Origin of the sequence: Paenibacillus daejeonensis DSM 15491, assembly GCF_000378385.1 — a bacterium.
GTDB lineage: Bacteria > Bacillota > Bacilli > Paenibacillales > Paenibacillaceae > Paenibacillus_D > Paenibacillus_D daejeonensis.
Window position 1 is genome coordinate 396,786 of record NZ_KB899663.1, and the last position, 22,170, is coordinate 418,955.

The 22,170-nt window shown below is 55.7% G+C and carries 13 protein-coding genes; 10 read left to right on the forward strand and 3 right to left on the reverse strand.

All coding sequences use genetic code 11. The features are described 5' to 3' along the window. The first annotated feature begins 243 nt into the window (after window positions 1–243). The 6 genes from F556_RS34325 to F556_RS0116855 all read left to right on the forward strand — a co-directional run bounded on the left by F556_RS34325 (window position 244) and on the right by F556_RS0116855 (window position 11,368). A complete protein-coding gene (locus F556_RS34325; protein ID WP_211222602.1) occupies window positions 244–5,871 on the forward strand; it encodes an S-layer homology domain-containing protein in 5,628 nt (1,875 codons plus the stop codon). Between the two features lie 367 nt (window positions 5,872–6,238). Further along, window positions 6,239–7,033, forward strand: a complete 795-nt coding sequence (locus F556_RS0116835; protein ID WP_020618151.1) for an ABC transporter permease — start codon at window positions 6,239–6,241, stop codon at window positions 7,031–7,033. 15 nt (window positions 7,034–7,048) lie between these two features. Further along, complete coding sequence (locus tag F556_RS0116840) at window positions 7,049–7,912, forward strand: ABC transporter permease (RefSeq protein ID WP_020618152.1); 864 nt, start codon at window positions 7,049–7,051, stop codon at window positions 7,910–7,912. 44 nt (window positions 7,913–7,956) lie between these two features. Further along, window positions 7,957–9,765, forward strand: coding sequence for an FAD-dependent oxidoreductase (locus F556_RS0116845; RefSeq protein ID WP_020618153.1), 1,809 nt, complete (start codon window positions 7,957–7,959; stop codon window positions 9,763–9,765). Continuing rightward, window positions 9,762–10,097: a 4Fe-4S dicluster domain-containing protein gene (locus F556_RS0116850; RefSeq protein WP_020618154.1), complete on the forward strand. Its 336-nt coding sequence runs from the start codon at window positions 9,762–9,764 to the stop codon at window positions 10,095–10,097. The genes F556_RS0116845 and F556_RS0116850 overlap by 4 nt, the downstream gene beginning before the upstream one ends. 239 nt (window positions 10,098–10,336) lie before the next feature. Continuing rightward, a complete protein-coding gene (locus tag F556_RS0116855) occupies window positions 10,337–11,368 on the forward strand; it encodes an ABC transporter substrate-binding protein (protein ID WP_020618155.1) in 1,032 nt (343 codons plus the stop codon). A gap of 934 nt (window positions 11,369–12,302) precedes the next feature. Here the strand turns inward: F556_RS0116855 and F556_RS0116860 are convergent. Both F556_RS0116860 and F556_RS0116865 read right to left on the reverse strand, forming a co-directional pair. Next, entirely contained in the window at window positions 12,303–14,039 is a 1,737-nt protein-coding gene (locus tag F556_RS0116860; protein WP_020618156.1) for a methyl-accepting chemotaxis protein, read from the reverse strand. Window positions 14,040–14,178: 139 nt separating this feature from the next. Then, window positions 14,179–15,006, reverse strand: coding sequence for an AraC family transcriptional regulator (locus F556_RS0116865; protein WP_020618157.1), 828 nt, complete (start codon window positions 15,004–15,006; stop codon window positions 14,179–14,181). A 157-nt stretch (window positions 15,007–15,163) separates the two neighbouring features. Here F556_RS0116865 and F556_RS0116870 point away from each other — a divergent pair, with 157 nt between their 5' ends. Continuing rightward, window positions 15,164–16,576, forward strand: a complete 1,413-nt coding sequence (locus tag F556_RS0116870) for a family 4 glycosyl hydrolase (RefSeq protein ID WP_020618158.1) — start codon at window positions 15,164–15,166, stop codon at window positions 16,574–16,576. Between the two features lie 104 nt (window positions 16,577–16,680). Here the strand turns inward: F556_RS0116870 and htpX are convergent, their stop codons facing one another. Beyond that, window positions 16,681–17,565, reverse strand: coding sequence for a protease HtpX (gene htpX, locus F556_RS0116875; RefSeq protein ID WP_026297350.1), 885 nt, complete (start codon window positions 17,563–17,565; stop codon window positions 16,681–16,683). Window positions 17,566–17,839: 274 nt separating this feature from the next. Here htpX and F556_RS0116880 point away from each other — a divergent pair, with 274 nt between their 5' ends. The 3 genes from F556_RS0116880 to F556_RS0116890 all read left to right on the forward strand — a co-directional run bounded on the left by F556_RS0116880 (window position 17,840) and on the right by F556_RS0116890 (window position 22,142). Next, the gene (locus F556_RS0116880; RefSeq protein ID WP_020618160.1) at window positions 17,840–20,731 is read left to right on the forward strand and encodes a family 78 glycoside hydrolase catalytic domain; all 2,892 of its coding nucleotides are present in this window, start codon (window positions 17,840–17,842) and stop codon (window positions 20,729–20,731) included. 104 nt (window positions 20,732–20,835) lie between these two features. Further along, window positions 20,836–21,144, forward strand: a complete 309-nt coding sequence (locus F556_RS0116885) for a hypothetical protein (protein ID WP_020618161.1) — start codon at window positions 20,836–20,838, stop codon at window positions 21,142–21,144. A 200-nt stretch (window positions 21,145–21,344) separates the two neighbouring features. Next, window positions 21,345–22,142 (forward strand): Cof-type HAD-IIB family hydrolase, encoded by a 798-nt coding sequence (locus tag F556_RS0116890; protein ID WP_020618162.1) that lies wholly within the window; start codon window positions 21,345–21,347, stop codon window positions 22,140–22,142. The last annotated feature ends 28 nt before the right edge of the window (window positions 22,143–22,170 follow it).

Below are 22,170 nucleotides of genomic sequence, written 5' to 3' on the forward strand. Positions count from 1 at the left end.
TCTCTATTTCTATTTCACCATTTTTGGGGGAATTCAAGCAAAAAAACAGGGTATTCGTTCCAAAAGCACATGACCGAAATGAGTAGCCTGGATCTTTTGACATCAACAAAATCTTCATAAAAAATGCCATCAGAATTTACATTCTGTCTCTATACTTCGGGAGTCAATGTCTTTTATCTATTCCATGAAGGAAATCCAAGGAGTGAGATTTAGGTGAAGAGAAGAAACAGAATGGTGCAACTTATGAAAAAAAGCTTTGGCGGGCAAGCCCGTCTATTGGCGCTTGTACTGGCCCTCAGTATGCTGTTCAGCACCGTACTGCCAGTTGCAGGAGCACAAGATGTGCAACCGCGTCAAAGTATAGAGCAAGCGCCAGAGCTTATCGTTACAGAGATTCATCCGAACAATACGGGCGCAGATGAATATGAATTTTTTGAGTTGTATAACAATTCGACGAAAGCTCTGAACCTTGGAGATTATACGTTTCTTTATCGTTACACGAACAGCAGCACAGCTGACGTACCGCTGCTGGTTCCGGCAGTAACCCTGGACCCCCAGCAGCTGCTGGTGGTCTGGTACAAAAACGTGGACAGCCACATACATGCCAACTTTCATGCCAAATATGGGGTAGACCTCGCAGCGGAACAACTGGTCGTGTTGGAGAAGAACAGCTTTGCCGGTTTTGCCAACGGCGGCAACCGCGCCATCGCCATTCGCAACCCGGCTGGCGTAGAAATCGCAGTGGCCGACTATCTGGCCGGTGACGTGGGCGATGGCCAAGGCGTCAATTACGGCGTGCCGCTTGCCGGAACGGAGCAGGTGAAGCACAGTATCCAGGCTGGACCAACACCAGGCAAGGCGGTTGATGGCCAGCTCCCTACCGAGCCTGTTGAAACACCAGAGCATCTCAATCTGCAGCCGCGGATTGAGCATACGCCGGTTACACAAACGGCTGCCGGCGAACCCCTATTCATTACGGCAACAGTCACCAATCCAGACGCTACGATTCCAGGCTCGCCTTATGCGAATGAGCCGATAAGTGCCAAGCTGTATTACAAGCTGAAATCGGGCGAGAGCTTCACCAGTCTGGATATGACGGCTGCCAGCGACCAGTTTGAAGGCGCTATTCCCGGCGGCATCCTGACTGGATTCGCACAGGTCGACTACTACGTGGAAGCAGCGGACAGTGAACATACAGTTCAAACGTCAGTCCATACGGTAACCGTGCTGGGCGGGAGCGGGGACCCGGCCAAAGCACCGGCCCTGCTCATCACCGAGCTGATGCCGGATACGACGAATGTCGACGGTGCGGATGGTTATGAATACATCGAGGTATATAACAACACCGATGAAGAGATCGATCTTCGGGACTATATGATTAAATATCGCTATACCTCGAATGGTCCTGGTGCAGATGTTATTTGGCCGACAGACCGGGAAGATATCCGCATTCCTTCCGGCGAAGCGGTTGTCTTCTGGATCATAAACGACAAGAACACTGGCGTAACCGTCGACGCGTTTAACTCTTTGTTCGGGACTGCGCTGGTAGAAGGGGACAATCTCTTCAAGATGTATAGCGGGGGCATGGCCAACGGCGGCGACCGAGGCATTGTCATTACGACGCGTGCGAATCGAGAAATCGCAGCAGCCTATTATGATGCTGGGGATGCCAAGCCGGACAATGGTATTTTCTACGCTGCGCCGCAGGACGGCTCAATCAACATGATCAAGTACAGCGCGGGACTGATCAAGGGTACGCCAGGTACGGTCGATCCGATCCAGGTGCCGTCTGTCCGTGTTACGCTTCCTGCGGATACAACGCCTCCGGTGATCCGCAACGTGACAAGCGTAACGGAGCAGGACCAGTCTCTTGATCTGACTGTGCAGGCCGATGTGCAGGATGAGCGCCAGTTGAACGCTGTGGCGGTATACTACAAGACCGATCAAGACAATGCTTTTACCAAACGCTACGTGCAGTCCGATTACAACGATCTATTGTACAAAGGCACGATTAGCTCTGCCGATCTGATCGGCAAGGCGTATGTCGAGTATTACTTTGAAGCTTCGGATGGACGCAATCGGACGACGACGGATGTCTACCGCGTCCGGATTACCGGTGGCCTGGACAAGTCGCCACTGCGTCTGAATGTCCATGACGGAGATATTGTGGCAGGAACCCATACGATTAAAGCCGCTGCACAGGAGGCAGCGCCGGAGACGGTTGTCCTCGAGCTGGATGGCGAAGCACCGGAGCTGTACCGTGCGCTGGAGCACGATGCGTACTTCGTTTTTGATGCCGACGATGTCAATTACTATTTCAAAAATGCGGTCACCATAAACACAGAAATTCTGTACACGTTCATGGACACGATCAATGATTATACCACGCTGACCTTCCCGATTGAGGCCTGGCGCCTGAAGCAAGGCGACAATGCCATCCAGATCCGTTCGGGCACTAAGGCCGGTCCGTTCGACGACCGTCCGGAAGAGAACAAGGATGACTTCCAGGTCAAGAATGTCCGGCTGATTCTGGCGGACGGAACGACGCTGTATGATCCGACTTACGGTGCCCGCGAGTTGCGAATGGGAGACAGTGCCGGCAAGCTGGAGGATGCGGAATTCCGATTTAACCTGCCGCTGGAGCTGCTGAAGGCCCAAGCAACAGATTGGGATACGACCAAGGTAGCAGACGGCAAGCATATCGTCTCGGCGAGCACTGAGGGAGCTGTCGTCTCCGCTGAAGTCATCGTGGACAACACGCCGCCTGTCATTACAGCTTCGGTTGATGATGGTGCGGAGCTTCGCAACATCATCACCTTGGATGCACAAGTAACGGATGCGCTGGCAGGTGTGGAAGAAGTAACAGCTGAGTTGGATGGCACGATTATCGAGCTTCCGCATCTCACATCTTCGGGCAAGCTCGCTCCTGGCGAGCACAAACTGACCATTACAGCAACGGATAAGGTAGGCAATAAGGGAGAGCAGGTCATCACCTTCTCGGTGCCTGACGAGAATCCGCTCCAGCCCGAGCTGGTTGCGCCCACGCAGGGCTCCAGTGGCGTCAGTCTGAATCCGCAGCTGCGCGTAGCTGTCCAGGATCCGACGGAGGATCTGCTGACGGTCAGCTTCTTCCGGGGCTTCAAGTACGATGCGAACCGCCCGGCAGGCTTCCAGGTCATGCAGGGTGCCGCAGCTATTGAACCGCCAGCGGAGATGATTCCGGGCGGGGAGCAGCTGCTTACGGCTTCGGAGCTGGATCTGATTCGCGCCAAGGACGGTCAATATCTGGTGAACGATGCCACGGATCAGTTCCCGTATCACCGGTTCGAGATCGAGTTGGATGCTTCCGTCAAGGCAACCGATCGGGTGGACATCCTGTGGTCGGGCCGGTCGCTGGACGGACGCAAGGTGAGCTTGTACGCATGGCAGCCTGAAGCAGGCAAATGGTCGCTTTTGGATGTCCATGTGGCATCTGGTGAGACGGATTTTGAGCTAGGCGCTACTGTAAGAGCAGGCGACTACAACACGGATGGCAAAATCCAGGTGATGGTGCAGGATGAGTTGCCGGCTGCCGAGGAGAAAGTCGAGGAACAGTATGATTTTACATTTGTCTGGATGTCCGATACGCAGTATTACTCCGAGAGCTACCCGGATATCTACGATGCGAACGTAAATTGGATTGCCGAACAGAAGGATGCCATGAACATCAAGTATGTCATCCATACCGGCGATATTGTGGACAAAGCACATCAGGAATTTCAGTGGGAAAATGCTGATCGCTCCATGAAGGTGCTGGAGGACAACAACATTCCTTATGGCGTGCTGGCGGGCAACCATGATGTGCTGTTGAACGATGAGGTGCCTTATCAGGAGTATTGGAAATGGTTCGGCGAAGAGCGGTTCAACAAACAGCCGCACTACGGCGGATCGTACCAGAACAACCGCGGCCACTACGATCTGATCTCGGCTGGCGGCGTCGATTTCATTATCGTGTACATGGGCTGGCTGATCGGCGACGAGGAGATCCAGTGGATGAATGATATCATCGCTGCCCATCCCGATCGCAAGGCGATCATTAGCTTGCACGAGTATCTCCTGGTGTCCAATAACCGGGCGCCGATTGCAGACGAGATCTATGAGCGCGTCGTCGTACCGAATCCGAATGTGTTCGCAGTACTGTGCGGCCATTATCACGATGCGGAGACGCTGATCGATGAGATCGATGATGATGGTGACGGCGTGCCGGACCGCAAAGTGTATCAAATGCTGGCGGACTACCAGGGGGGACCAAACGGTGGTGATGGCTATATCCGCCTGATGCGTTTTAATCTCGAAGGCAACGCCATTCATATGAAGACGTACTCTCCGTATCGGGATGAGTACAATTATTACAAGCCCGAAGAGTATCCGGGTAAGGATGAATTCGATATTCCAATCGATCTGACCCCGATGGTGAAGCGGGTCGCCACCGATTATTTCACAGCGAACGTGTACACCGATCAACAGATCGGAACACAACAGGAGGTGGCAAGTGGAAAAGATGCTGTCGTCACATGGAGCGCTCTGTCGGGGAATACCTCGTATGAGTGGTACGCGCTGGCGGAAGATGCCCATAGCGGCAGCACCCTGTCGGATATCTGGCGGTTTACGACACGCTCGGGGGAGCCGGGAATCCCAGTAGACAATCCGCCTGTCCTACCGACGCCGCAAGAGCCGGAGCAGCCGGGCGAGCCTGAGGAACCAGGCACAACAGAGCCGGAGAACGGCATGGTTAAGCCTGAACTGCAGGGCGACCGGTATCAGGTGACCGCGGATCAACTGCAGGAAGCCATTTCTCAGCATCAAGCTGCCGTCCGCATTGTGATCGATGAGCTTTCTGCCGCCGGAGTGAAGGTCGAACTGGAAGGTTCCGGACTGCAGGCGGTGCGGGCAGCCGGACGGGTGCTGCAGATCGAAGCGGGAGCACTAAAACTGGAGGTTCCTGCTGAGGCTTGGGGACAAGCTTCAGCTGCCGACAGCGTCACGCTGCATCTGCAGGCAGGTGCGAAATCAGCGCAGGTCGGAAGCGCAGGGACTTATGTGGATAAAGGACTGGTACTCACACTGGGGCTTATTGTCAGCCGTAATGGTGCGGAAATGGATGTCAGTGAGTTTGAAGCTCCGCTTACTGTAACCTATGCCTGGTCCGCAGCGCAGCGCGCTAGTGTCGATGCTGACTATGCAGGCATCTATTACCTTAGCGAGCAAGGACCGTTGTATATGGGCGGTCAGTTCGGTCCGGAAACCTTGAGCTTCGAGACCGACCATTTCTCGGATTTTGCGCTGCTGGAGTATCGCAAGTCCTTCAGTGACATGACCGGCCACTGGGCACAGAGCTACGTTGGCAAGCTTGCAGCGAAGCACATTGTGACCGGCGTCAGCGACAACCTGTATGCGCCTGATCGCTCGGTAACGCGTGCAGACTTTGCTGTACTGGCTGTTCGTTTGCTGGGCGAGGCACCTGTAGCCGCAAGTCCAGCATTTGCAGATGTGCCAGCGAACAAATACTATGCCGCTTACGTAACCAAGGCGGCCGAGCTGGGCCTGATTCAAGGCTACCAGGGCAGCTTCCGTCCGGAGCAGACGATTACCCGTGAGGAAGCGGCAGCCGTCCTCATGAAGCTGTACCGCCTGCAAGGCGGCACGCCAGCTGCGACGACACCAGCTACTGACTTCGCGGATCTTGGCCAAGCAGGCCGCTGGGCCGTAGCGGATATCCGCGAGGCGCAGGCGCTGCAGCTCATCTCCGGGCGCGGCGACAACCGCTTTGCACCGAAGGCTCAGGTGACACGCGCCGAAGCAGCCAAGCTGATGGCTGTGCTGCTGCCTTAGTCGGGACGAACGAGTGCGCCATCCCTGTAGGACTGTGGGGGTGGCGTTATTAGTTCCGAATGACCAGTTACCCGGTGGGTTTACAAGATATAATATTCGCCCGGACACTGCTTTGAGGAGGATGACCTACACTACCGGAGATGCCAGGCCAAAAAAAACAATTGACAGCCGGTACAATGCATGATAATCTCAGTCATACAAAACCAACTAAACTTATAGGAATATAAGAAAAATGAATCGGTGCATGTACACTGACCCGGTTCTGTCGACCGTTCGAACGGAGGCATTCTCATCTGAGGATGCCTCTTTCTGATGTTTCGGAGAGCTCGCGAGCGGGTGCAGCCGAAGACAGAAGGAGATATCGCTAATGAGCACAGAGGCTGTAAGAATCAAGAAGAAAACAAAGTGGACGGTAGCCGCACTGGGCTCCATCCTTCCTTTAGGTGTGGTGGCGGGATGGCAGATCCTTGGTGATCTGGAACTGATCTCGACCTTGTTGTTTCCCACCCCGCTAACGATTGCAGAGACTTTCGTGCGATTATCCTCGACAGGCGAGATCTGGGAACATCTTCGTGTCAGTCTGACTCGGATGCTGGCCGGCTTCGTCATTGGTGGAGGCGCTGGACTCTTGCTGGGCATTCTCGTGGGCTTGTTCCGCCAGACGGAACGGGCGCTTGATCCCTCCATCCAGATGTTCCGGATGATTCCGCATCTAGCGGTGGTTCCATTGTTCGTTCTATGGTTCGGGATCGGGGAGGAGTCGAAGATTCTGCTCATTGCCAAAGGTGCCTTTTTCCCGATGTACATCAATACCTTCCTCGGCATTCGGGGCGTCGATAATCGTCTCTTCGATGTTGCACGAGTGCTCGGCTTCAGTCGCCTCAAGCAGGTCGTCCGGCTAGTCATTCCCGGCGCGCTGCCCAACATTCTGCTGGGTATGCGGATCTCGCTAGGAGTTGCCTGGCTCAGTCTGGTTGTAGCGGAACTGATCGCATCCACCTCAGGCATCGGCTACATGATGTCGGATGCACGGCAGTTCAGCAAGACACCCATTGTGTTTGTCGGAATTATTATCTTCGCGCTCGTCGGCAAACTGACCGATTCGCTGGTACGAATGGCCGAACGTCGGCTCTTGCGGTGGCAGGACAACTATCAAGGGTAGAAGGGAGCATATGTCATGCCTGAACGTGTGGAAGTGCTGAGAGAACGGTCAGAAACCGTGCGGAGCGTGCCCGCCGCCAAGACGCCGGTCAGGCGGAGCAGGATCTCCCGGCGACCGGCCTGGTTGTCCGATTTTGCAGTAGGTGCTGCGTTGCCACTGTTGGTGCTGATTGTGTGGGAAACCGCGGGTGCGCTTGGCTATCTTTCGTCCGATTTCCTGCCAACGCCACTTGTCATCGCAGAGGCGCTGCGGGAGCTGGCAGTCTCGGGACAGTTGGCGCATCATCTGGGTATCAGTGTCTGGCGGGCAGCGCTAGGCTTTGTCATTGGTGGCGGGCTCGGCCTCTTGTTTGGCTTGTGGGCAGGCTTCTCACGCCGGACGGAGCATGTGGTCGATCCCAGCATCCAGATGCTGCGCCTTGTCCCCCATCTGGCCATTGCGCCGCTGATTATCCTCTGGTTTGGTTTTGGGGAAGTGTCCAAGGTGCTGATTATTGCCAAAGGCGCGTTTTTCCCACTCTATATTCACACGCTGATGGGGATTCGCGGCGTGGACAACAAGCTGTTTGAGGTGACGCGTGTACTGGGCTTCAGCCGATCCAAGCAAATTGTTCGATTGGTTATCCCTGCTGCGATGCCGGGGATTCTGCTTGGTTTGCGCTTGTCGCTTGCCTTGTCCTGGCTTGGATTGGTCGTCGCCGAGCTACTTGGTTCACAAGCCGGAATTGGCTTCCTCATTAATGTGGCCAAGCAAAATTCAGTGACGGAAAACATTTTCGTCGGGGTCATTATCTTTGCGGTTGTAGGCAAACTGGTGGATTCCCTCGTACGTTTGCTGGAGCGCAGGCTGCTCCGGTGGCGGGACGGTTATCTCGGCTAGATAGGTACTGGATTGGATTTCTCAATACAAAGGAGGAATTGGATATGAATGTTGTAACAATTGAGTCGGCGGGAATCGAACTGGAGGCGGATGTGTTAGTCATTGGCGGCGGGCCTGCAGGGACATGGGCAGCGATCTCGGCGGCGGCAGAAGGCGCCAAAGTTGTCTTGGCGGACAAAGGCTTCTGCGGCTCTAGCGGAGCCACTGCGCCATCGGGAACCGGCGTCTGGTACGTCAAGCCGGAGGACCGGCTTCGGCAAGAGGCCAAGGACAGCCGCTATACGCTGGGCGGTCAACTGGCGGACAACGATTGGATGAACCGGGTGCTGGACCGCACCTATGACAATATGAACAAGCTGGGAGCCTGGGGCTACCCGTTCCCGCTCAATGACTCCGGAGACCAGCATCGGCGTTCACTGCAAGGGCCGGAGTATATGAAGCTGATGCGCAAGCTAGTGCTAAAAGCGGGCGTCAAAATTCTCGATCACAGTCCCGCGCTGGAGTTGTTGGCCGATGAGCATGGCGTCGGCGGCGCAGCAGGCGTGCGTACCCAGAAAGGCGGGACCTGGCGCGTCCGGGCCGGCGCTGTTGTAATCGCAACTGGCGGATGCGCGTTTCTGAGCAAGGCGCTTGGTTGCAATGTCCTTACCGGTGATGGCTACCTGATGGCGGCCGAAGCGGGGGCTGAGCTGTCGGGCATGGAATTCTCCAATGCCTATGCCATCTCGCCAACCTTCTCGTCCGTAACGAAGACCGCGTACTATCGTTACGCGAGCTTCTACTATGAAGACGGCTCAATTGTCGAGGGAGCCGGCTCACAGCGCGGCCGTTCCGTCATTGCGCGCAACCTGCTGCAGGGCAGGCAGGTCTTTGCCTCGCTGGACCAGGCACCGGCAGAGATCCAGCCCATGCTACGGGTTGCACAGACGAACTTCTTCCTGCCGTTCGACCGCTTCGGCATCGATCCGTTCAAGGACCGCTTCCCTGTGACGCTGCGTCTGGAAGGTACAGTACGCGGGACTGGCGGTATCCATATTACCGATACGGATTGCAGCACGAAGGTGCCAGGTCTGTATGCGGCAGGGGACGCTGCGACTCGCGAGTTGATCTGCGGCGGTTTCACAGGCGGCGGCAGCCACAATGCGGCCTGGGCCATGTCCTCCGGATCATTCGCGGGTGAAGGCGCGGCTCGCTATGCCCGCAGGCTGGGCTTGCTCAAAGGAACGCGCCGGCTGCAAGGACTCGCCTCCTCGCCACTGGCGGGCAGCACCGACGCATCGACGGCAGGCCGGACGGAAGAGGCGGTACGGGCGGTGCAGGCGGAGGTCATGCCGTATAACCGCAACTTGTTCCGCACCGAAGCCGGGCTGGACGACTCGCTGGGCCGGCTCGACACACTGTGGCAAGAGCGGCGAGAGGGAGCTGTCGGCCGGGATATTGGTGGCGTCAAGGCACGCGAGGCTACGGCAATGACAGCGACTGCCCGGTGGATGTACCGCACCGCACGGCTGCGTACGGAGACGCGGGGCATGCACAAGCGCGAGGACTTCCCGCGGCTGGACGAGAGTCAGCGCTACCGTCTGGTCAGCAGCGGACTGGATGATATCCGGGTCCGCGTCGAACGGCTGGCGGCTCAGCCAGCGACTAACTCGGGCTCTGCTGCGGGTACACGCACCGAGACTAACGATCCTGTGACTGTTGCTGGCCTGCACGCCGAAGCCACTTTTCCTGGGTCGGATATTGCACGCTATGAGACTACCACTGCTGGGTTAACTGGTGTAGGCCAAGAGAATCCCGTTCCCTCCGCCTCAGCATCGGCTGATCAGCCAGCCAAGGAGGCGGCGCGGTCATGATCGAGATTATCAGCGAGAGCAAGTGCATTTCCTGCAACCTGTGCGTGTCCGTCTGCCCGACCAACGTATTTGACCGAACCTCCGGCGGCATTCCCGTCATAGCCCGGCAGAGTGAGTGCCAGACCTGCTTCATGTGCGAGCTGTATTGCCCAGTCGATGCCATGTATGTATCCCCCGATGCCGAGTCCGCCCAAGTGGTGGACGAGAACGAATTGGAACAGGCAGGCCTGCTCGGCGGCTATCGCGAGAAGGTCGGCTGGGGCCCTGGCCGCACACCGGTTGCCAAGCATCCGTATATGTACGAACTCACCACCAAAGGCGCCATCTCATAAGGTTCGCTTTTTTTCACGAAGCATTACAGGGAGCGTATTCGACATCGAATATTGAATGCAGTTAGATAAAAGTTTCCGAGGAAACTCGCTTCGTAAGCCGTTGCTTCGGTGCTCACGTAGACCCATTGCTTACGAGGTCGTTTTCTACGAAAACGTGTACGCTCCTCAGTTCCTCCTGCCTCCAATCTACTCGGTGCAAATAACCGAATTTTTGATCATACATTTAAGGAGAGACTATCATGACATCAACCAACGAATTACGGAAGCATCGGCATCGCCGCAAAAAGAGCCTGGGTCTGGCCATCGCAATCCTGCTGACCGCCCTACTGCTGCAAGGCTGCGGGAGTGACGCCACAACCTCTGCAGACGGGGACGCGGAAGAAGGCACCGTGCCGACGGTATTCAATTACGGCTATATCGGCGTCAATGAGCTTAATCTGCCGACCGGCGCCGAAGGATGGGGCTTTCACAAAGGCATCATTCAGGAGGAGCTCGCCAAGTATGGCATTACCGAGATTAATCTGACTGGCTTCCCGAATGGGCCGGATCAGAGCGAATCGCTGATTAGCGGACGGCTGGATGCCGGTAGTCTGGGTGACACGCCAGCCATCCTGGCCCGCTCAACGGGAGCGAAGACCCGGCTCATCGCCCAGGCCCATATCGAGAACATCGGCTATCTGATTGGCAAAAAGGATGGTCCGACCACAGTTGAGGAGCTTCAGGGCAAGACCATTGCCATTCAAAAAGGCTCGTATATGCATCGCTACGTGGCGGGTCTGTTGAACGAAGCGGGTGTCACTGATGTGAAGCTGGTCCATATGCTGCGTCCCGACGGGGAAGCCGCGCTTGCTCGGGGAGAAGTAGATGCGATGACCAACAGTGGCGTCTATGCGCTCAAGCAAATTGAAGAAGGCTATCCGCACATAGACGACTCCACCAAGCATCCACATCTGCTTGGTACCAATGCGACGGTCGTCTCGGAAGCCTATCTGGAGAAATTCCCCGATTTCCCGAAGGTCTGGAACGAGATTCGCCTTAAAGCGCTGGAGGATCTGAAGCAGCACGAGGACGAATATTACGAGCTGGTGGCGCAGATCCAGAACACGACGCCGGAGAAAGTGAAGCAGGTTAGTCCAATTAGCACAATCAAGGACACACCGTTCACGGAGGAAGGGATCTCGCGCATCACCGGCACCAAAGATTTTCTGGTAGAGGAGAAGCTGGCGGACCAAGACTTCGATATCGAAGCTTGGATCCTGCGTGTCGAGTAGCAAAGGCGGCAGTTGGAGCTCCCGAGTCGCTGTAAGGCAAGAAACTTTCGTTGGAGGCGCCAGTCGGAGCTTTTGAGTCGCAGTAAGGCAAGAAACTTTCGTTGGAGGGACCAGACGGAGCTCCTGAGTCGCAGTAAGGCAAGAAACTTTCGTTGGAGGGACCAGTCGGAGCTCCCGAGTCGCTGTAAGGCAAAAAACTTTCGCTGGAGGCGCCAGTCGGAGCTTTTGAGCAGCTGTAAGGCAAGAAACTTTCGTTGGAGGCGCCAGTCGGAGCTCCCGAGTCGCTGTAAGGCAAGAAACTTTCGTTGGAGGCACCATGCGGCGCTCGATTGGGTCTGCAAGGCAAGAAACTTTCGTTGGAGCGTCGCTCACCGCGTCGTAGTCACCTCTAAGTAAACTTTCTAGACTTGCAGCCACCGCCGAGATGGTCGCAGCAGCCTCTAAGTAAACTATCTAGACTTGCAGCCGTCGCCGAGATGGTCTCAGCGCCTCCAAGTAAAGTTTCTAGACTTACAGCCACCGCCGAGATGGTCTCAGCCGCCTCCAAGTAAACTTTCTAGACTTGCAGCCAGCGCCGAGACGGTCGCAGCCGCCTTTAAGTAAGCTTTCTAGACTTGCGGCCAGCGCCGAGACGGTCACAGCCGCTTCTAAGTAAACTTTCTAGACTTACAGCCACCGCCGAGACGGTCACAGCCGCCTCCAAGTAAACTTTCTAGACTTACAGCCACCGCCGAGACGGTCACAGCCGCTTCTTAGTAAACTTTCTAGACTTGCAGCCAGCGCCGGGGCCTTCCTCAGCCGTTCTAGCGACACTAGCGACTGTCGGAGCTCGCGGGTTGCTGTATACAAAGTTCGTGAGCACACAAATAGGGCGTCCAGCAGCTCAGTGAAACCTGACTGCTGGACGCCCTATTTCATCACCCTACGGCCTACATTACATCTTGAACTTGCCGGCCAATTCCTTCATGCTCGCGGCCATGTCGTCCAGCCGTCCGGCGGAAGTGGCGATGTCCTCCATCACCGCAAGCTGCTCCTCGCTGGCAGCCGAGACCGACTGGGCTGCACCGGAGGTATGAGAGGCCAGTCGCTCCATCTCCTGCAGCGAAGCCGCCACTTGCTGGGAGCTGGCGGACATTTCCTCGGCTGCAGCGGAGGCTTCTTCAACCTGCCGGACTACACTGCGCGTAGCTTCGAGAATTCGGGCAAATGAGGCCCCCGTCTCATCAATCGAGGACACGCTGCGCGCAACCTCTTCCTTGCCCTGATCCATCGAGACGACCGCCTGCGCAATATCCTGACGGATTCGCTCAAGCAACCCCGCGATCTGTCCAGACTGTTCGGCTGATTGCTCGGAGAGCTTGCGAATCTCTGCCGCCACGACGGCAAATCCGCGGCCATGCTCACCGGCCCGCGAGGCTTCGATGGCGGCGTTGAGCGCCAGCAGATTGGTTTGTTTGGCGATGCCTCTAATGGCTTCTACAATTTGACCGATCGAGACCGAGCGCTCGTTCAGTTGGTTGACGACATTCCCTAGCTCGCCGACAGTCCGGCTGACCGTGTCGATCCGCTCCGTCGACTCGCGAATCAAGTCCCCGCCAAGCTCCGCTTCACGCAGTGTGTCGGAGGAAGACTCGAACGCCTGCGCCGAAGTGCTGGCAATCCGCTGAATGCCACTCGCCATTTCCTCCATCGCCCGGGAGCTCTCCTCAATACTGCCCGCTTGCGTCTCCGCATTGACGGAGACTTCCGCTACGGCCTGGGAGGTCTGTTGAATCGCTGAGGTGGTCTCACCGATAATGCCGGAGAGATTGCGCGAGGAGGCAGACAACGCATTCGCACTCAGCAGCTGATTTCCGGCCAGATCTCTCAAGTTGCGCAGCAGGTGGTTGAAGGAGCTCGCCAATACGCCCAGCTCGTCTTTACGCCCCTCTGGCACTTCGTCCCCCGAAAGATCACCATCCGCCATTCGCTCGGCATGCCGCGCAACCCGGATGATTGGCTTGGCGATATGATTGGCAAACAGGTAGACGGCAATCAATCCCACGACCACACAGATGATAAGCGTCCACATCATGATGGCAAGCAGCCGCGACTGGCCGCTGTTGAAATCCTGCATGTAAGAACTGGAGGTCAGGACCCAGCCCCAGACAGGGGCCTGCTTGGCGTATGCAATTTTCAAGAACTGTTTGTCCTCATCAGCGCCCGGGAGGGAAGCGTCATAATACACTAATCCGCCCTCGGGTCCTTTGTTAATCATGTCTTGTATGTAATAAGTCCCATTCGACTCCGTATCCCATAGGTTTGCTCCTTCTGCCGTGGGATGAGCAAGCAGCGTACCGGAAGCGTCGAGCGCAAAGAAGTAGCCGTTCTCTCCCAGATCAAGGGCCGGATTAATCGGACGCGTCCCATCCGCATTCTTCTCTCCGAGCAGCATCACACGGAACGTCTCCTGGGCTTCCTCCAGGGTCAGCGAGCCGTCCTGCACTGACCGGTCTAAGGTAACCATCGTTTCGATGGCCATATTGACGGTGGCACTCAGACTGTTTTCAATCAGGTTGTCGGTCTCCTCGAGAGCCGTCCGATAGCTGACGAGTCCCATGGCGACCACAGGAACAATGAGCAGAAAAACAGACATCCACATCAACTTTTTGCGAATCGTTAGCTTTAACATTCATATCCCGCCTTTCGACATGGTTCGATGTAATTGTATCTATAAGACTAATACTTTTGAACCATAAAATCAAAAAAGCTGACCGGGTTGAGTTAGGTCTTAAGGTTTAATGTGTCGAAAATGTGAACGCCCTCCCGGTTTAATAAAACTGGGAAGGCGCTACATGATAATGCTTTTTGAAGGCTTTGGAGAAGGTGGAGGCATCCGGGTAGCCAAGCAGAAGAGCGATCTGTTTCACAGACAACCCGCCTTGCTGCAAATAATCACGCGCCCGGTTCATGCGCAGTTGATTGATGTAACGCCCAGGGGTCAAGCCGACGGCCCGGCGGAAATACGCGATAAAATACTTCTCCGACATCGCAGCGAGGTCTGCCAGCTCAGGGATGGTCACAGGACGGTCCAAATGGTCATGAATATGCGCAATCACCGGCCGCAGAGCAGCCAGACGAAGGCTGCTGGAATCGCCCCTATGCTGAAACCGCACCCCCTCCGAGCCTTGATCGCGCTGCCGGATCACCCGGAAGAGCAGCAGATGGAGTGCGCCCTTGAGCTGCAAGGAGGCGACAGGCTCACCTGCTTCATAAGCTTGATAGGCTTGCAGCAGCAGTTCTGATTCCTTAGCAGCGCTGTCTGCCGGGAGAATGCCGGAGAAATTGAACTCTCCCAGAATCCGAAAATGCTCGCCGATGCCGAATTCAAAATGAATGTACAGAAACCGGCAGCCGGCTGCGTCGGTCGAAGCGGAATAGGGGGCATTGGGATAGAAAAAGATCACGTCTCCCGGGCGGGCGGTATAGCTGCCCGTCTCCGCCTGAATGAGCACAGAACCGTCCAGAATGAGCCAGAAATCGTAATCCGGATGCAGCTTGCTTTCGGTCCACTCCCGGCCGTGGGCTTCAATTTTGCAGGAATGAATGCGCAGCTGGATATGCTCCGACAGTTCATTAAATATCGTTAGATCGCTCATAGAGCCCTCCCGTAGACTGCAAGTGTGCTTGTTTTTTAGTATACCATGCGGACGGCTGACTTTTTGACATGGACTGCATACCGTATTCTATTTCAACTGCTGCTGAAGTCCCTATAATTAAGCATGTAAGCGAGACCAGAACAGGAGGAAGATCGAAATGAAGCAAACGGTGAAGCAACCGAAGGTAGTCGTGGTAGGTGCGGGAAGCTTGTTTTTTGGACGGCAATCGATCTGGCAGATGGTGCACTCCGAGCATTTGAACAGCGGTACGCTCGCACTGGTGGATACGGATGAGAAGCGGCTGGCCAAGCTTCTGAAGCTCGCACAGATGGTTGTGGAGGAGACAGGCGTGTCCCTGACCATTGAAGGCTCGACCGATTGGAAGGATGTGCTGCCGGGCGCAGACTTTGTTGTGCTCAGCTTCGCCAATCAGACGGTCCGTTATCGTGGCATTGACTGTGAGGTGTCGGAAAAGTACGGCATCCGCATGTGTTCCGGTGATACGATCGGGCCAGGCGGGATCTTCCGGGCGATGCGCGAGCTGCCGCAGATTATGGCGTGTGCGAGAGATATTGAGGCGCTCTGCCCGGATGCCTGGGTCATCAACTATATCAACCCTTCAGCGATTCATGGCATCGCCCTGGGCCGATATGCGCCGAAGCTGAAAAGCTTCGCGCTGTGCGACGGCCTGCATATGCCCCATGTGAAGCGGCGGTATGCGCAGCGTGCGGGCATTATCACCAAGGAAGCTGACTATACGCCGGAGGTTGAGCAGGCGTTTGACTTCCGGATTGCGGGCGTCAACCATTTTACATGGCTGCTGAAGGCGGAGTATGAGGGTCGCGATGTGGCTGGGGATATCGCGGCATCACTCAAGCGCGCGGCTGAAACGGGCACGGATGGCGGGGATCAGGGCGCCAAGGCGCTGCACAATGATGCGATTAGCTACGAGCTGTACCGAGGCTTCGGCTATGTGCCAACCTGCGTGGCTCATACCAAGGAGTATGTGCGGTTCTGGCAGGGCAAGAATGTCGCGGAGGAAGCCTTGCCGCAGCTCTCGCTCTGGGAAACCGAGGAGCGGTATCGCCGCCATGACGAGATGTGGGAAGAGATCGACGCCTTTGTGAGCGGCCAACGTCCGATTAGCGAGTATATGACGGCTTATGGTCCGGACCACGCAACCGATATCATTGAGAATATGGTCGGTGGACTGGGCAAGCCATTCTACATTAATACCTGGAATAACGGAGCAGTGACCAACATGCGAGACGACGCCTTCCTGGAGCTGCTCTGCGATATCGATATGGAGGGCTTGCGGCCCCGGCCCGTCGGGGAAATGCCGCGCGGTTTGAGGGGCATGCAAGAGCTGGTGCTGGATACGCACGAGCTGACAGCCGAGGCGGTCGTAGAGGGGAGCATGGATAAGCTGCTGCGGGCGATGCTGACCGATCCGCTTACCCAATCCATTGCTGATTCCGAAGCCATTATCGCCGAGCTGTTGGAGCGGGAGCGGGAGGCGTTGCCCGAGCATTGGCAGCAGCAGCGCACCCCGGCAGCAGCGCAATCGTAAGGCAGAACTGAATCCCACGGATCATCCGGTCCACAAAAAAAAGCGACCGATGCACATACGCATCGGTCGCTCGCTTTGTATTCTTGTAGAAACACAAGTACGTTTTACGACTGGCTCAGACGGTTGATCCGGTCATCGAGATCAGGGTGAGAGGAGAACAGACGCATCGCCTTAGGCGTGTTGCTGATCTTCATCGTGTTGAGCGAAGCCTGACGGTTGTCAACCTGATTCAAAGTCTGCTTAAGCGACTGCAGCGCGTGAATCATCTTGTCTTTGCCAGCATAAGCTGCAGCACCTGCATCCGCATGGTACTCCCGATAACGCGAGAAGGCCATGACGACCAGACTGCCCAGAATCGAGAAGACGATCTGGAAGACAATGATACAGGCAAAATGCACGATCACACGAGCCCCATCATTCTTGACGAGATTGGAGACAATGTATGCGGCAATCCGGGCGAGGAAGATGACAAACGTGTTGACAACCCCTTGTAGCAAAGCCATCGTTACCATGTCGCCATTGGCAATGTGAGCGACCTCGTGCGCAATAACGCCTTCCACGGCATCCTCATCCATCTGCTGGAGCAGGCCCTCAGACAGCGCGACCAGCGAGCGCTTCTTGCTCGGACCGGTGGCAAAGGCATTCACTTCTGGCGATGGATAGATCCCGACTTCGGGCATATGAGTCAGACCGGCATTACGGCTCAGTCGATGTACCATCTCAACGATACGTTGTTCTGTTGCATTCAGTGGACCATTCGGGTCAAGGACATGCACATTCATGGCTTTTTTGGCCATCCAGCGGGACATTGCCAGTGAAATCAGTGCACCGGTAAAACCGATAATGGCACTGAATATGAGCAGTGCCGCGAAATCGATACCGCCTTCTTCCTTGATATAGCCCTGAATACCGAATACCGAGAAGATGATCGTAATGGTAGTAATAACCAGCACATTCGTCAGGACAAACAGCATAATTCTCTTAAACAATGGATAATTCCCCTCCTTAATATACGTGTTCATAAAGCCGTGCATCCGCAACAGGCTTCATGATTACCACTTCCTGTATCTATAGCTTAGCATCCCGAGGCCCTCACGTCCAACCCGGCCGTATATAATTTGAAGACACATCACATTGGAAATTCTGCATCGAATTAGAAATGTCGTCTTAAACCTATAAATTGGTCGGGTTTGACCCCTAAATCATTCGATGTTTCCGTTTACAATGGAGAAAACGGAGTAGGATGACAAGGGAGATGAAAATATGAGTAAAGCATGGCAGGCAGAGTGGATCTGGGGAGGCGACGAGGCGAGTCCCCGCAACGAATGGCGGTGCTTCCGCCAGACGGTGGAGGTGGCTGAAGAAGGATGGCGGGAAGCAGAGTTTGCGATAACCGCAGATTCGCGATATGTCTTGACTGTCAATGGCGAATTTGTCGGACGAGGACCGGTCCGCTCCTGGCCGGCTGAGCTAGCCTACGACACTTACCAGGTCGGCCATCTGCTGGAGCGGGGCAAGACCAACTCGATTGCCGTGTTTGTGAATCATTTTGGCGTGTCTAACTTCTATTATTTGAGGGGACGCGGGGGTCTGCTGGGCCAGCTCGATTTGCTCGATGAACAGGGAGGGCGGGAGACACGCTTGTGTACCGATGCCCTGTGGCGCACGTCCCGGCACCTTGGCTACCATCGTCGCTCGCCTCGCATGTCCTGCCAGCAGGGCTTCGCAGAGTATATTGACGCATCGGCTTGGGACGGGGCATGGACGCAGCCGGATTATGATGATTCGTCATGGCAGCAAGCGCTCTCTATCGGCCCGGCAGGCATGGAGCCCTGGAGCCGGATGCAGCCACGGGATATTCCGCCGCTGACGGAGGAACCGGTTAGTCCCGTCCGTGTCGAATCGCTCAAGCAGGTGCGTAGCTTCATTTGGTCAACCGCGCTGGACATCCGTACCATTATGGACCCATCGAGTGTGAGTCATGCCAACCCCACCGGTCATACCGGCTATGTCGCTACCGTGCTGCACGTGCCCCAGGCGACCGAAGCCATCTTGGTTTTCACACATGCTTCGGAATGTTTTCGGGCTTGCTCGCTGAACGGCAAGCGCATCGAAGCTTCGTCATATCGCGGTGTTCAGCCGGAGAAGCATGTCCAGATAGAATTGCAAGCCGGGGACAATCTGCTGCTCGTTGATACGACCGGATCGGTCCATACGGGCAAATTTCACTTCGGCATCGATTGCGGATCGACGATTGAGGTGAGAAGTCCATTGGACGGGAATACGCTGTCTCCTTTTGTAGCGGTCGGTCCGTTTGATACGACAGAATATATCGATCATCAGCCGCGGCCGACGCTCAACGTAGAGGACCCCGAGTACCTGCAAATCATGTCGCAGGTTCGTGAAGCTGCAGATCTGTCTGCTCTTGGTGATCGGGTTCGGCCGATTGATCCTTTGCTTGCAAGCGAAATTGATGTGCTCGGCCTCTGCATCTACCGTTCCGCGGAGCAGGAGCTCCCGGTGCCGACCCAATTGCAGCGAATGGCAATGCCGCATGCGCCGGCGGCGGAACTGCCTCGCTTCGAAGGGTGGGATACGGAGGTTGTTGTGGATTTTGGCAAGGAGTGGTCGGGGTATCTCGTGTTTGAGGTAGAGGCTGCAGCCGGCACGGTGATTGACTTATACGGCTACGAATATGCTCGTGATGAATACCGCCAGGACACCTACGGACTGGACAATACCATCCGTTATGTGTGCAAGGAAGGCAGACAGCGATATGAATCACCGATCCGGCGCGGATTCCGCTATTTGATGATTACCGTGCGGGGGGCGGCACGGCCGCTGAACTTTTATCACGTGCAAGTCATACAGAGCAACTACCCCGTAGCGGAGGTTGGCACCTTCCAATGCTCAGATGCGCTTCTGGATGAAATCTGGCGGATCAGCCAGCATACAACAAGATTGTGCATGGAGGATACGTTCGTAGATTGTCCAGCCTATGAGCAGGTCTTCTGGGTCGGTGACAGCCGTAATGAGGCGCTCGTCAGCAATTACCTGTATGGCGTGAATGAGATCGTCAAGCGCTGCCTGCGTCTTGTTCCCGGATCCCGTGATCAAACACCGCTCTACGCCGACCAAGTGCCTAGCGGCTGGAGCAGCGTGATTCCGAACTGGACCTTCTTCTGGGCGATTGCTTGTCACGAATATTATGAGCAAACGGACGACCTGGCCTTCGCGCAGGAGATGTACCCGCACATCGCCTATACCTTGGAGCACTATCTGCAGCATCTTAACGAGGATGGCCTGTTAGAAATCACTGGCTGGAATCTGCTGGACTGGTCGCCCATGGATCAACCTGGAGACGGTGTCGTAACCCATCAGAATCTGTTCCTGACCAAAACGCTGCGCGTGGCGGCCGTCATGGCCCGGCTGGCAGAGCAAACTGATGACGCCGAGCGCTGGGAAACGGCAGCTGAAGCCCTGCAGCAGGCGATCAACCAGCATCTGTGGGATGAAGCCAAGCAAGCGTATGTGGACTGTATCCACAAGGATGGACGGCGCTCGGACATCTACAGCATGCAGACGCAGGTTGTTGCCCAACTGACCGATGTTGCGGAGCAATCGCGCAAGGAGCGGATTTCCTCCTATCTGCTGGCGCCACCAAGCGACTTCGTGCAGATTGGTTCGCCGTTCATGTCGTTCTTCTATTATGAGACGCTTGCGGCAGCAGGAGAAGCGGGGCGTATCATTGAAGACATCCGCCATAACTATGGGCAGATGGTGCGCTATGGAGCGACGACGTGTTGGGAGATGTATCCGAACTTCAAGGAAAACCGCGCCAATCCCAACATGCTGACACGCAGCCACTGTCACGCCTGGTCGGCGGCACCCGCTTATTTTCTGGGTACGCAAGTGCTGGGAGTGCGGCGGACGGCGCCGGGCTGGCAGACGGTCGAGGTGGCACCACAGCCGTGTGGGTTGTCCTGGGCCAGAGGCTCGGTACCGCTGCCGGAGCGGGGACGCATTGACGTGGATTGGCAGCTGGGTGAGGGCTCGGGTACCATCCGAATTCGTGTCAAGCATCCCGCCGATATTCAGGTGAATGTGGAGATTCCGGATGGCTATTCAGGTGAGGTAGAGACGATATCGATCTAAGGAGTGCTCCTGGTCACTGCTGCATTCCACTTCCCTTTTTGCTATACTAAGCTTCTAATAGTGGCGAGGCGGGGCAGATTTGAAGAGGCGAGGAGGTTCGCAATATGCCACAAGAGCTCAAGCTAAGCGACAAGGAAGCTCGGTTTGTTGACCGCTGGTCGGCCGTTCGCAATAAGGGAAAAATGCGCTATATCATCATGCGTGGGATTATAGGCGGGCTTCTGCTGTTTGCGATTTGGTTCGTTGTTACGCTGATTGAGATCCGTTTCTCAGAATTTCAATCCGCTCTCTTCACTTGGCCTGATTTTATGAGACGGAGCCTGATTTGGCTGGTCGTTTATCAATTAATTGGATTTACATTGGCTGCCAGCGCCTGGAAGGGCCAGGAACGCAAGTACGATTATCTGACCTGATCCGATGATAGCTTCTTAAGATTTCTTACCGTGAAGGCCCTTGCTGCTGCAAGGGTCTTCACCTTGTGTGCCGTGCGCGACAGTAATGGATAACCTGAGTTTCGGGTGAACGGTTTTCTTTCGGGCCAGGATTCTTTATACTAAATAAAAAGCACCGGGCGCCCGATCGCCTGGGCAGAAGAACAGGAGTGGACAGCAGGATGAGCTACAAAATTGTGTTCTTTGATATCGACGGTACGTTGGTCAATGAGGAAAAAGTCATTCCTGAGGATGCCAAGCAGGCAGTAGCCGAGCTGAAGGCCAGTGGCATCGAACCGGTCATCGCTACCGGGCGGGCCCCATATTTCATCAAGCCGATTACCGAGGAGCTAGGGATCGATTCGTATATTTGCCTTAACGGCGCCTATGTTGTGTACAAAGGAGAAGCGCTGCTTAAACGCGAGATCAGCAAGAACAGTCTGGAGGCGCTGGTGCGCGCGGCTACGGAGCATGGTCACAGCTTGGTATTCCAGGGGGAGCACGGTTACTATGCAACCCATGAAGATCATCCGTTCGTGAACAACGCTGTGACCTCGCTCAAGGTAGAACTGCCCGGCTTCGATCCGGCATTCTGGGAGAAGGAAGGCGTATACCAGGCTTTCTTGCATTGCGAGAGCGGGGACGAGCATTTGTATCAAGGCAAGCTGGGTGACCTCAAGCTCATCCGCTGGCATGAACATGCGATGGACGTACTGCCGGAGGGCGGATCCAAGGCGCTTGGCATTGCTGCGCTGCTCGAGAAGCTGGATCTGACACCTGAGGATGCCGTTGCATTCGGCGATAACCTGAATGATAAAGAAATGCTGGAGCTGGTTGGTCTGGGAGTCGCCATGGGCAACTCACATCCGGAGCTGCTGCCGTATGCGGATTATGTAACGGCTCATGTAGATGAAGGCGGCATTCGCCAGGGGCTCGTGCATGCCGGGCTGCTGAAGGGAGAGGCTGCACTCTCAGGCTAAGCCTTGCCAACAAAGCGTAGGAAGGGGA